The organism is Halomonas sp. KX33721 (assembly GCF_001596805.1).
In the GTDB taxonomy this organism is placed as follows: Bacteria; Pseudomonadota; Gammaproteobacteria; order Pseudomonadales; family Halomonadaceae; genus Vreelandella; species Vreelandella aquamarina.
The window spans coordinates 30,405-42,155 of the sequence record NZ_LVIA01000017.1 but is presented as its reverse complement, the minus strand read 5'-3'; the positions used below and the strand labels follow the sequence as shown (position 1 = coordinate 42,155).

Genomic DNA, 11,751 nt, shown 5'->3' with positions numbered 1-11,751 from the left:
AGATCATCCTCGACTTCGGGCAGGATATCGGGCGCATGACGGTGCTCAAGACGCTGCGGAGCCGACTGCGTTATCCACGAGGAACGCCATGCTGACCGTCAATCGGCGACACTCTATCCACAAGCAGTTCCAAGCGACACGCGATCGCCAGATATGTCGTGCCTGGCGGGTGGAAAGGCATGACAAAACGGGCCGTCAGCACCGATCAGCACGGTGGGTTTTGGCAATAACGGGCTTGCGAAAGCCAACTTGCACGGGGCGAATGATCAAAAAGTGCTCGCTGGCGGTGATAGGGAAAGTGTCGGCGCCGGCTTCACGGATTCAGGTAATATTAAAACAGGTGAAGATTTAAATAAAAGGTTTGTGTTGAATAATATTTTTTAAACAGTTTGACTATACCAACTGCTTTTTCGCTGCCTTTTGGCGGTTAATTACAAACATCTCGGCTTGCCACAAACGTTGCTTAACGCTCATTTCTGCGCGTAGTTTGTCGGTCAGCATCGCTAGGAATTTATCAGGTACTTTGGGTATCACGACATACATCACAATAGACATCGTAGGCCATGGCAGCGTTTGAAAGGAGGCAGGGAGTGTGCTTGTAGTGTGTTGAGGACGATCATGCGCGGCTAACGTTATCATCTGAAACGCATTGTCGAATTTTTCGTTGATGTCACGCCAGAACGCTGCATAGGCATCTGGGTCGTTGGTGGCGTCTGGCACTGAGCTTTTGGCTTCAACCGCCACCAGTTGCTGTTTGGCGGTATTCCACCAAACAAACTCGCAGAGTTTTACCTGCTGCTTTAAGCGCTGTGGCGGGTGCTTTTCTATATAAAGCAGATCATCATCTATAAAGGGGCCAAAGGTTAGGCCTGATTCTTGAATCTTTATCATGCCAGTCGCTCGCGATTAAATGCCGTCAAACTCTTCTTCGAAGAGACGAATCGAGGCGTTGATAATGTCGTTGTCGGGCAGGCCATCACGTAATAGGCAACTTTCTGACCATACCCCGTCGTCATTGGGCATAAAGCATGGAATGCGCTTTTGTGTTTGCTTGGCCATTAACACCATTTTTTTCACCACGTAATACGAGTGAGTGGCCATAAACACCTGGATACCTTGCTTGGCTAATAGGCCCAGAATATCCAGTAGCTTGATAATCGCGGTCGGGTGTAACGCGGATTCCGGCTCATCAATGAAGATCACTGAGTGAGGGCTTAAAAAGCGGTTACCCAGCAACGTGTCCAGTATGGCGATTTTTTTGATACCTTCGGCAGTGCCATGGATGGAGTATTTGGCGTGGCCTTGTTTGTAAATCCACTGATTGTCTTCAAAGACCACCCGCCCTTGAAACATGGCCTCTAGCATGGAGCGTGACTGGGAAAAACTATCGTAATTACGACCTTTTTGCGGTTGGTTTTGTAATGCGAGAACAAGGTCTGAATAGGTGGCATCGTAGCCGAAGGTGCGGTCTTGTAGCGCGCTTTTAAGGATAATGTTCCACAGCGATAGCACCTCCTTGGGGGGCAAAAAGATCGTATTATCGGTGCGTGGCAACAGCGTGTTGTGGCTGGGCTTCACCTGCTTGCTGGTGGTGGCGCTGAACTCCACTGTCAGTTGGCCGCCATCTTGCATCGTGGTGGCGAGTTTAAGACGGTTCTGTTTGCCTTTCTTAACTAAATCACCCAGGTGGTCTGTTTGGAAAGTCCAGTAAAGCTTATCGCTGAGCACCTCGTAAAATTCGCGATTATCATCTCCTCGGCCATGCTCTTCTTGTGAGCGGATAACGGCATAAAGCAGTTTCAGTAGCCATGTTTTACCGCTGCTATTTTTTCCGATGATAAGGTTGAGGTTGTCAAAGCCCTCGGTATTGAACGAGGTAATGGGGCCAAAATCGCTCAATTCGCAGGTTGCGATCATGTGAGGTGCCTCTTTTAGCGGGGTAGCCATCTTCTAATTAAGAATTTACGTCGTTATGAGGGTAATCACAAGATAACGGCAAGGAACTGTTCGCGGTGTAGGCGCCTCGTAAGTGGCGTTTTTTTTATGTTTTAAACGCTAAGCTGTGACCTGTTTTGGTGGTTACTGCGCTGTTGGTCAACGTGTACCCCAGGTAAACTGGCAAAAAAGCAAAGCGTAAGATAATAAGGAGATTGGCGTGGCAATACGACCCCAGCATAAGCGCCCGTAAATCGGCACCTACAGCCACGCCCTGAAATTGCCCACACTGATTTCCTCATAAACACCAGGAGGAATCAGCATGACACACATCGAACGCAGACGGCTCTGGCAGCAACGTATCGAAGACTGGCAGGCGTCCGGTTTGTCCGGCATGGCCTACTGCCAGCAGCAATCACTGACTTATTGCCGCTTTGTTTATTGGCGTAAAAAGCTGACCGAACCGGAGGCGTCGTTTCCGGAGCAACCCGTGTCGTCGCCTGGGTTTGCCAAGGTATCGGCAGTGCCTGGTCCGGAGTCGTCAGAAGGATTAACGGTGTCATTGCCCGGCGGCGTCTCGATCACCGGCCTGCACGCCGGCAATGTGGAGTTGCTCGGTGCCGTGCTGAGGCAACTGTAATGCGCCACCGCTATCTGCGCCCCTCCTGGGACCTGCCGGAGATATACCTGTATCGACAGCCCATCGATTTCCGCAAGCAGGCCAACGGCCTGGCGTTGATTGTCGAGCAGGAGCTGGGGCACAGTCCGTTCTCCGGCGCGCTTTATGCGTTCACCAACCGGCAGCGCAACAAGATTAAGTGTCTGATGTGGGAAGACAACGGCTTTGTGATGCAGTTACCCTCGAACAGCTGGAAGCTCTCTTGCCCTGGAATGCAGAGCTGCCTGCTTCAAAAAAAGCGGCTCAATACGGTTAGGGCAAGTGGGGCGGTTTAATGGCGCTTACGACGATTTTGGACGACGCGATAAAACAGCAGCGGGTGCATACGAAAGGGTTGTTGTACGAGTAAGTAGGTAAGACATTTATCGCGTAAATCGAGTTTATGTTAAAATATACTTAGGGGTGTTTGGTGTATGCTATGGGGTTGATAGACCCAAATTGGCTGCACGGCCCAGTTGTACACCTAGGCCGTGCTTATCACACCCATGAGAAGAGAGTCGGCGGTGGATTCCACACAATTAGTCCTCACACTCGCCATTTTGTCGATCTGGCTCTGCCTTACCTGCGGCATAGTGGTGTTATATTTGCTGTTAAGCGGGCATACACTAGGCGTCACGTTTCGTACTGCCAAGGGTTCTAAATCGCTGCCGAAGACTCCATCCAGCCCCTACACGCCTGCTGATACCCCTGTGTTAGTAGATGAAAATGCCGGTGCCTGGGGGCTGTTTGTGATGTTTGATGACCCTTCTATGGCCAGCAATGAGCGCCTAAGTATTGTGCTGGCTTCCTCCGGTGCAGTGTATGAGAGCAGCAGTAGAACGTTTACGCTAGCGGGTGATTCTCCGCGTAACCCGCTGCTTATTGCTAATGCTTATCCGCCGGGCACGTTGCCCTCTTTCAACCAGGGTAATGGTGATTTTCCGATAAAAGGCGTAACGGTGAAAATGATCAAAACGTCACCGAATGCTACGCCGAACAAGCTGCAGCTAGTGCGTTTGGTAAAGCTAGCGAAAGAGCTGGCGCGTATCGGTGGTAAGGTGGTGGATGCCGAAAAACAGCCCATCACGGAAGCTGGGTTTCAGTCGGTAATTGCTGGTAAAGCGAAGGTGTAGCTAACACTGTTGCGCTGTGGGCGTGGTGCTTGGTTTCTGGAGTGTAGCGAAAGCCCACCGCGTTGGTGGGCTTTAAGGTAGATGAATCTACGTGTAGACGAACATACCGCTAGGCGGTTTGCTTAATGCCTAGGTTAGCGGCTATGAACATTCCCGTACTCCTCCGCCTACTGCATAAGCTGATCCGCCTTGGCATCATCGCCAAGGTGAACTTCCTTGCCTTACGCGTTTAACCGCGCTTAGACGCCGCCAGCACATACAAAAACTCCAGCCCCAGCGTCGCGGCGGCCAGTGAGGTAATGTCGCCGTGGTCGTAGGCGGGGTTCACTTCCACTAGGTCCATACCCACCAGCTCCATCCCCACCATGCCGCGCATTACTTTCAGCATCAGATCGGTGGACATACCGCCGCATACCGGCGTGCCGGTGCCCGGCGCAAAGGCGGGGTCCAGGCCGTCGATGTCCAGCGTCACGTAGGCTGGGTGATGGCCAACCCGCGCGCGAATGCGCTCCAGCACTGCCGCCGGGCCGTGGTCGTTCACCCAGTCGGCGTCCAGCACTTCGTAAGGGTGGTTGTTGCGGTCATAGCTGGTACGAATACCGATTTGCAGCGAGTGCTCCGGCACGACCAAGCCTTCCTGCAAGGCGTGGTGGAAAATCGTGCCGTGGTCAAAGCGTGTGCCTTGCTCATAGGTATCGGTATGGGCATCAAAGTGAATCAGTGCCAGCGGGCCATGTTCACGGGCATGGGCGCGTAGCAGCGGTAGGCTGATGTAGTGGTCACCGCCCAGCGTCAGCATCTTTTTGCCTGCATTCAACCAGCGCATAGCGTGGGTTTCCAGGTTGTCTACCAGGCTTTCCGGCTCGCCGTAGGCGTAATCCAGGTTGCCGGCATCGCACACCCGAAGGCGATCTTCCAGAGCAAAATCCCACGGCCAGCGCTTGCCTTCCCAAATCAGGTTAGCGGTGCTTTGGCGAATCGCGTTCGGCCCCATACGCGTGCCTGAACGGCCAGAGCAGGCTAGGTCAAACGGTACACCACTGACCACTACCTCGGCATCGGTGGCGTTGGGGTCGGTAGCTTTGGGCACGCCCATAAACGTGGAGATAACGTCACCAAACAGGCTGGGCATGATCTGAGATGGGGTCACCTAACGTGTACTCCTATGGTGTGCAACAGTAAGAAAAGGGTGGCAAGCGCGGGCGGGGATGCTCAAGGAAGCGCGACGATAAGGAATTTTTCGAGATGAATGAAATGAATGTTTAGAATGAAATCATTCACACTATGAATAGTGAGGTGCTATGCGTTCGCTTCGCCACTTTGATCTAAATCTTCTGCTGGTGTTTGAGACGCTGATGCGCGAGCGCCATGTCACCCGCGCTGCCGAAAAACTGCATTTAAGCCAGCCAGCGCTAAGCCATGCCCTCAAGCGCCTGCGAGAAGCGCTCGACGATCCGTTGCTGGTGCGCACCGATCAGGGCCTGCAGCCCACGCCCCGCGCCATGGCGCTGTTGCCAGTGGTGCAGCAGGCGTTGGCGGCGCTGCAAGCGGGCTTGGCTCCACCCGCCACGTTCGCGCCCGCCACCAGCACTCGGCGCTTTACGCTGGCGACCACCGACTACTTCGAAGAGGTCATGTATCCGGCGTTTCTTAGCCAGCTGTTGGGCTATGCGCCGGGCATTAGTTTCTCCATTGAGTTGATTACCCCAGAAGTGCTAAGCGAAGCCCTAGAGCAGCGCCAAGTAGACATGGTGGTAGGGCTGGATCGCCAGTCATCGCTCCCTAGCGGCGTGGTGCAAACGCCCTGGATGCATGAAGAGCTGGTGTGCCTAGCCGCCCAGCAGAACCCTCATGTAGGCGACGCTTTGGTGCTAGAGGAGTTTGCCCGCCAGCCCCATGTGGAGCTTGCCGATATCAGCGGCCTGCTGCCCAGCCGCATTGAGAGCTGCCTAGCCCAGCATGGGCTGAGCCGCCGGGTGATCTCGAAAAACCTCAACTACATCGCCGCCGCGCGGGTGGTGGCGCTCACCGACGCCATTATTACCTTACCCCGGCAAATGGCCGAGCGCTTTGTCGCGATGCTGCCTGTTCGCATGGTTGCCCCACCTGAAGAACTACCCGCCTTAACCATGACACTGATCCAGCATAGTCTCTACGCCAATGCCCCTGAAAACGTGTGGCTCTATGACGAGCTGACCGCGTTTGCACAGAGTGCTAGCCGGTAGAAAAATGACGTGTATGTCGTTGTGTTGTAGATAAACAACACAGTTGAATCAAAGGTTGAATGGTCACTGGCGGGCTCGGCATTAGATCCTAAACTGCTATCTGGCGCATTTTTTCGCGCAATAGTGAATAGGCAATAGTGAGTAGATAATAGTGAGTAGACAGCGCCCAAAGACGTTGGGGCAACCACCCGGCTGCAAGGGATTGGGCGCTGAACGCGGACAAACCAAGGGAGAAAGCGTGTGAAAATAGGCGCACCGAAAGAGATTGCTCGGGGAGAAGCGCGAGTCGCGTTGACCCCCGAGAGCGCAAAGCACCTGCAGAAGCTGGGCCATGAATGCCTCATCGAAACAGGTGCCGGCTTGGCAGCGGGTTTTAATGACGACACTTATCGTGATGCTGGCGTGACCGTGGCGGAGAGTGCCGACGCGCTTTGGCGCGACGCTGAGGTGGTCATTAAAGTCCGCGAGCCTTCTGATGAAGAGGCCGAGCGGCTGCGTGAAGGTCAAACGCTGATTGCCTTCTTCTGGCCCGCGCAAAACGAAGCGTTACTGGAGAAGTGCAAAGCCCAAGGCGCTACCGTGATCGCGATGGACATGGTGCCGCGTATTTCTCGGGCGCAGAAGATGGATGCGCTGTCGTCCATGGCCAACATTGCGGGCTACCGCGCAGTGATCGAGGCGGGCAATAACTTTGGCCGCTTCTTCACCGGTCAGGTGACGGCGGCGGGCAAGGTGCCGCCTGCGAAAGTACTGGTGATCGGTGCTGGGGTGGCGGGCTTGGCGGCGATTGGCACGGCGACCAGCCTAGGCGCCGTAGTGCGCGCCTTTGACGTGCGCCCTGAGGTTTCTGAGCAGATCGAATCCATGGGCGCTGAGTTCCTGTTCCTTGATTTCGACGAGAGCCAGGACGGCTCCGAGAGCGGTGGCTACGCGGCCCCCTCAAGCCCTGAGTTCCGCGAAAAGCAGCTGGCGTGCTTCCGCGAACAGGCTCCGGACGTGGATATCGTGATTACCACGGCACTGATTCCCGGCAAGCCCGCGCCCAAGCTCTGGCTGGAAGACATGGTCGCCGCCATGAAACCCGGTTCGGTGATCGTGGATTTGGCCGCCGAGAAGGGCGGTAACTGCGACCTGACCAAGCCCGATGAGCGGGTGGTAAGCGATAACGGCGTGATAGTGGTCGGCTATACCGATTTCCCCTCGCGCATGGCGACACAGGCCTCACTGCTCTACGCCACCAATATTCGCCACATGCTCACCGACCTTACCCCTGAGAAAGACGGCGTTATCCATCACAATATGGAAGACGACGTGATTCGTGGGGCCACGGTGACTCACCAAGGGGAGATCACCTTCCCACCGCCGCCGCCGAAGGTCAAAGCCATTGGCGCGGCCAAGCCGAAGAAAAAAGAGAAAGCGCCGACTCCAGAAGAGAAGAAAGCCGCTGAGCTTGCCACCTTCAAAGCGCAAACGAAGAGCCAAGTGACCATGTTGGCAGTGGGCGGCGCGCTGATGCTGCTACTGGGGTTAGTCGCTCCTGCCTCGTTTATGCAGCACTTTATTGTGTTTGTGCTGGCCTGCTTTATCGGCTTCCAGGTGATTTGGAAAGTGAGCCACTCGCTGCATACACCGCTGATGGCGGTCACTAACGCCATTTCCGGTATCATTATTTTGGGAGCGATCCTGCAGATTGGCTCGGGCAGCGCGGTGGTTAGCGTGCTGGCGGCTATTTCGGTGTTAATCGCATCAATCAATATCGTGGGTGGCTTCCTGGTAACACGCCGGATGCTGGCCATGTTCCAAAAATCCTAAGCGGCGGAGAGACGATATGTTAGAGCAAGGATTCGTATCTGCCGCAGCGATTGCGGCAAGCGTGCTGTTTATTCTGTCGCTGGGCGGCTTGAGTAACCAGGAAAAAGCCAAGCGCGCCGTGTGGTACGGCATTGTCGGTATGGCGCTGGCGGTGTTTTTCACCTCGTTCGGCCCCGGTATCGGCGGCTACTGGTGGCTTATCCCGATGATGCTGATTGGCGCAGCCATTGGTGCTTACGTAGCGGGCAAGGTTGAGATGACCGAAATGCCCCAGCTCGTGGCCGCGCTGCACAGCTTTGTGGGCTTGGCAGCGGTTTTCGTGGCCTGGAGCGCAGACCTAGAACGCCGCCGTGTGATGGCTGCCCGCGCCGCTGAAGCATCGCTGGACCAGTTCTCCGCCTTTGCGGCACTGGTGGCAACCAAAGCCCCCGATGAGCTGATGTTTCTGCAAATCGAGGTGGTGCTGGGTATCTTCATTGGCGCGGTGACGTTCACCGGTTCGGTGATTGCCTTCGGTAAGCTGGCGGGCAAGGTGGACGGTAAGCCCAAGCAGCTGCCCGGCGGCCATATGCTGAATGCGGGTGCGGCGGCGCTCTCGCTGCTGTTGGCGATTATGTACCTCAACGGCGCAGGCTTCTGGACGCTGCTGGTGATTGCGGCGTTGGCGTTCTTTATCGGCTACCACCTGATCATGGGCATCGGCGGAGCGGACATGCCGGTAGTGGTCTCGATGCTGAACAGCTACTCCGGCTGGGCGGCGGCGGCGATTGGTTTCACGCTCTCCAACGACCTGCTGATCGTGACCGGTGCGCTGGTGGGTTCCTCTGGTGCAATTCTCTCTTACATTATGTGTAAGGCGATGAACCGCAACTTTGTCAGCGTGATTCTAGGCGGCTTTGGTGGCACTACTGGCCCCGCTGCCGAAATCGAAGGCGAGCAGGTCTCCATCGACGCCAATGGCGTCGCTACCGCACTGAACGACGCCGACAGCATCATCATCGTGCCGGGTTACGGCATGGCGGTGGCCCAAGCGCAAACGGCGGTGAGTGATTTAGTCCGCAAGCTGCGCGCCGCTGGCAAAACCGTCCGCTTCGGGATTCACCCCGTGGCTGGGCGCTTGCCAGGCCATATGAACGTCCTGCTGGCGGAAGCTAAGGTGCCTTACGATATCGTGCTGGAAATGGACGAGATCAACGACGACTTTGCCAGTACCGACGTGGTCATCGTCATCGGCTCCAACGACATCGTCAATCCTGCCGCCGAAGAGGACCCCAACAGCCCCATCGCGGGGATGCCGGTGCTCAAAGTATGGGAAGCGAAGCAGGTGTTCGTCAGCAAGCGTGGCCAGGGCACTGGCTACTCGGGCATTGAGAACCCGCTATTCTTCAAGGAGAACACGCGAATGTTCTACGGCGATGCCCGCGATAGCTTAAATGCGCTGTTACCACTGGTGGAGTAATTCAGTGAAGCGGTAGACTGGCATGGAGCGGAGCGCTTAGCGCTCCGCTTCACGTTTGATTACTAATAGCTATCAGCTTGGTGATTAAATGCAAATTGTGACTATCGGGAAGGTGCTTTAAAACTGTAAGACATGAATACCGCATCCGCTGGCGTCGACACAGTTGCGTACAGCCATGATGCAGAGCATTTGTTCCCTTGGTATCGCCAAGGCATAGAGCAATAAGGGAGAGAGCTATGAGCGGTAAATGTCCTGTCATGCACGGTGGTAACACCTCGACCGGTACTTCCAACAAAGATTGGTGGCCGGAAGGGTTGAACCTGGATATTTTGCATCAGCAAGATCGCAAATCAGACCCGATGGATCCGGATTTCAACTACCGTGAAGAAGTACGCAAGCTCGATTTCGACGCGCTGAAGAAAGATGTCCACGCGTTGATGACCGATAGCCAAGAGTGGTGGCCCGCTGACTGGGGGCACTACGGCGGTTTGATGATCCGTATGGCTTGGCACTCCGCAGGCACCTACCGTATTGCTGATGGCCGTGGGGGCGGCGGTACCGGCAGCCAGCGTTTTGCACCGCTCAACTCCTGGCCGGACAACGTCAGCCTGGATAAAGCGCGCCGTCTGCTGTGGCCGATCAAGAAGAAGTACGGCAACAAAATCAGCTGGGCAGACTTGATGATTCTGGCTGGCACCGTGGCTTATGAGTCCATGGGCTTACCTGCTTACGGCTTCTCTTTCGGCCGCGTCGATATTTGGGAACCCGAAAAAGATATCTACTGGGGTGACGAAAAAGAGTGGCTGGCACCTTCTGACGAACGCTACGGCGACGTGAACAAGCCAGAGACTATGGAAAACCCGCTGGCGGCTGTCCAGATGGGTCTGATCTATGTGAACCCGGAAGGTGTTAACGGCCAGCCTGATCCGCTGAGAACTGCACAGCAGGTGCGCGAAACCTTCGCCCGTATGGCGATGAACGACGAAGAGACCGCAGCCCTCACAGCTGGCGGCCACACCGTCGGTAAATGCCATGGTAATGGCGATGCCTCTGCGTTAGCCCCTGAGCCAGAAGCCTCTGACGTTGAAAACCAGGGCTTAGGTTGGGGCAACCCCAACATGCAGGGCAAGGCGAGCAACGCCGTGACCTCGGGCATTGAAGGTGCGTGGACCACCAACCCCACGAAATTCGATATGGGCTATTTTGACCTGCTGTTCGGCTACGAGTGGGAACTGAGAAAGAGTCCTGCCGGTGCCCACCAGTGGGAACCGATTGACATCAAAGAGGAAGACAAGCCGGTTGACGCCAGCGACCCCTCTATTCGCCACAACCCGATCATGACCGATGCGGATATGGCGATGAAGGTAGATCCGACCTATCGCGCTATCTGCGAAAAATTCATGGCCGATCCGGAGTACTTCAAGAAGACTTTCGCGAAAGCTTGGTTCAAGCTGACGCACCGTGACCTGGGCCCGAAATCACGTTACATCGGCCCGGAAGTGCCGGCAGAAGACCTGATTTGGCAAGACCCGATTCCGGCAGGTAACACCGACTACTGTGAAGAAGTGGTCAAACAGAAAATTGCACAAAGTGGCCTGAGCATTAGTGAGATGGTCTCCACCGCTTGGGACAGTGCCCGTACTTATCGCGGTTCCGACATGCGCGGCGGTGCTAACGGTGCCCGCATTCGCTTGGCCCCACAGAACGAGTGGCAGGGCAACGAGCCGGAGCGCCTGGCGAAAGTGCTCAGCGTCTACGAGCAGATCTCCGCCGACACCGGCGCTAGCATCGCGGACGTGATCGTTCTGGCTGGTAGCGTAGGCATCGAGAAAGCCGCGAAAGCAGCAGGTTACGATGTACGCGTTCCCTTCCTGAAAGGCCGTGGCGATGCGGCCGCTGAGATGACCGACGCAGACTCCTTCGCACCGCTGGAGCCGCTGGCCGATGGCTTCCGCAACTGGCAGAAGAAAGAGTATGTGGTGAAGCCGGAAGAGATGCTGCTGGATCGTGCGCAGCTGATGGGCTTAACCGGCCCGGAAATGACCGTGCTGCTGGGCGGTATGCGCGTACTGGGCACCAACTATGGTGGCACCAAACACGGCGTATTCACCGATCGTGAAGGCCAGTTGACCAACGACTTCTTTGTGAACCTGACCGATATGGGGAACAGCTGGAAGCCGGTAGGTAACAACGCCTACGAAATCCGCGACCGCAAGACCGGTGCCGTGAAGTGGACCGCCACGCGGGTGGATCTGGTATTTGGTTCCAACTCGCTGCTGCGCTCTTACGCAGAAGTGTACGCCCAGGACGATAACGGCGAGAAGTTCGTCAGAGACTTCGTCGCCGCCTGGACCAAAGTGATGAACGCCGACCGTTTCGACGTCGCGTCGTAAGTCAGCAACCGCAAGTCGCACTATCTAAGGCACCCTATTTTGGGTGCCTTTTTTGTATTTCTGCATCGGCAAGCAGCATAGTTAAGCCGTATGCTGGCGAAAGCGTGCCTAGGCACTGCTGGTCCGTCAGCTTTGC

The 11,751-nt window shown here is 55.7% G+C and carries 11 protein-coding genes; 8 read left to right on the top strand and 3 right to left on the bottom strand.

What is annotated here, in order from left to right:
- Positions 1–213 precede the first annotated feature (213 nt).
- Positions 214–384 carry a hypothetical protein gene (locus A3220_RS17425; protein WP_164834379.1) on the top strand — a complete coding sequence of 57 codons (171 nt, stop codon included), beginning with the start codon at positions 214–216 and terminating at the stop codon, positions 382–384.
- Positions 385–393: 9 nt separating this feature from the next.
- Here the strand turns inward: A3220_RS17425 and A3220_RS07615 are convergent, their stop codons facing one another.
- Positions 394–891: a hypothetical protein gene (locus A3220_RS07615; protein WP_062374219.1), complete on the bottom strand. Its 498-nt coding sequence runs from the start codon at positions 889–891 to the stop codon at positions 394–396.
- 15 nt (positions 892–906) lie between these two features.
- Positions 907–1,917 carry an ATP-binding protein gene (locus A3220_RS07610; protein ID WP_062360835.1) on the bottom strand — a complete coding sequence of 337 codons (1,011 nt, stop codon included), beginning with the start codon at positions 1,915–1,917 and terminating at the stop codon, positions 907–909.
- 340 nt (positions 1,918–2,257) lie between these two features.
- Between A3220_RS07610 and A3220_RS07605 the strand changes: the two genes are divergently transcribed.
- The 3 genes from A3220_RS07605 to A3220_RS07595 all read left to right on the top strand — a co-directional run bounded on the left by A3220_RS07605 (position 2,258) and on the right by A3220_RS07595 (position 3,726).
- On the top strand, positions 2,258–2,575 hold the full coding sequence (locus tag A3220_RS07605) for a hypothetical protein (RefSeq protein WP_062374215.1): 318 nt from the start codon (positions 2,258–2,260) through the stop codon (positions 2,573–2,575).
- Positions 2,575–2,889, top strand: coding sequence for an IS66 family insertion sequence element accessory protein TnpB (tnpB, locus tag A3220_RS07600; protein ID WP_128082406.1), 315 nt, complete (start codon positions 2,575–2,577; stop codon positions 2,887–2,889). Before A3220_RS07605 ends, tnpB begins: the two co-directional genes overlap by 1 nt.
- Positions 2,890–3,117: 228 nt before the next feature.
- Complete coding sequence (locus A3220_RS07595; RefSeq protein ID WP_062374212.1) at positions 3,118–3,726, top strand: hypothetical protein; 609 nt, start codon at positions 3,118–3,120, stop codon at positions 3,724–3,726.
- A 229-nt stretch (positions 3,727–3,955) separates the two neighbouring features.
- On the opposite strand, the gene speB is transcribed toward A3220_RS07595, so the two are convergent.
- Complete coding sequence (speB, locus tag A3220_RS07590) at positions 3,956–4,858, bottom strand: agmatinase (RefSeq protein ID WP_062374209.1); 903 nt, start codon at positions 4,856–4,858, stop codon at positions 3,956–3,958.
- A gap of 169 nt (positions 4,859–5,027) precedes the next feature.
- Between speB and A3220_RS07585 the strand changes: the two genes are divergently transcribed.
- The 4 genes from A3220_RS07585 to katG all read left to right on the top strand — a co-directional run bounded on the left by A3220_RS07585 (position 5,028) and on the right by katG (position 11,615).
- On the top strand, positions 5,028–5,951 hold the full coding sequence (locus tag A3220_RS07585; RefSeq protein ID WP_062374207.1) for a LysR family transcriptional regulator: 924 nt from the start codon (positions 5,028–5,030) through the stop codon (positions 5,949–5,951).
- Between the two features lie 240 nt (positions 5,952–6,191).
- Positions 6,192–7,763: a Re/Si-specific NAD(P)(+) transhydrogenase subunit alpha gene (locus A3220_RS07580; RefSeq protein ID WP_062374204.1), complete on the top strand. Its 1,572-nt coding sequence runs from the start codon at positions 6,192–6,194 to the stop codon at positions 7,761–7,763.
- A 16-nt stretch (positions 7,764–7,779) separates the two neighbouring features.
- Positions 7,780–9,222: an NAD(P)(+) transhydrogenase (Re/Si-specific) subunit beta gene (locus A3220_RS07575; RefSeq protein WP_062374201.1), complete on the top strand. Its 1,443-nt coding sequence runs from the start codon at positions 7,780–7,782 to the stop codon at positions 9,220–9,222.
- A 236-nt stretch (positions 9,223–9,458) separates the two neighbouring features.
- On the top strand, positions 9,459–11,615 hold the full coding sequence (katG, locus tag A3220_RS07570; protein ID WP_062374196.1) for a catalase/peroxidase HPI: 2,157 nt from the start codon (positions 9,459–9,461) through the stop codon (positions 11,613–11,615).
- The last annotated feature ends 136 nt before the right edge of the window (positions 11,616–11,751 follow it).

Coding starts and splice junctions, on each gene's coding strand:
- katG (WP_062374196.1), top strand. CDS start 9,459: ATGAGCGGTAAATGTCCTGTCATGCACGGTGGTAACACCTCGACCGGT.
- tnpB (WP_128082406.1), top strand. CDS start 2,575: ATGCGCCACCGCTATCTGCGCCCCTCCTGGGACCTGCCGGAGATATAC.
- A3220_RS07610 (WP_062360835.1), bottom strand. CDS start 1,917: ATGATCGCAACCTGCGAATTGAGCGATTTTGGCCCCATTACCTCGTTC.
- A3220_RS07605 (WP_062374215.1), top strand. CDS start 2,258: ATGACACACATCGAACGCAGACGGCTCTGGCAGCAACGTATCGAAGAC.
- A3220_RS07585 (WP_062374207.1), top strand. CDS start 5,028: ATGCGTTCGCTTCGCCACTTTGATCTAAATCTTCTGCTGGTGTTTGAG.
- speB (WP_062374209.1), bottom strand. CDS start 4,858: ATGCCCAGCCTGTTTGGTGACGTTATCTCCACGTTTATGGGCGTGCCC.
- A3220_RS07615 (WP_062374219.1), bottom strand. CDS start 891: ATGATAAAGATTCAAGAATCAGGCCTAACCTTTGGCCCCTTTATAGAT.
- A3220_RS07575 (WP_062374201.1), top strand. CDS start 7,780: ATGTTAGAGCAAGGATTCGTATCTGCCGCAGCGATTGCGGCAAGCGTG.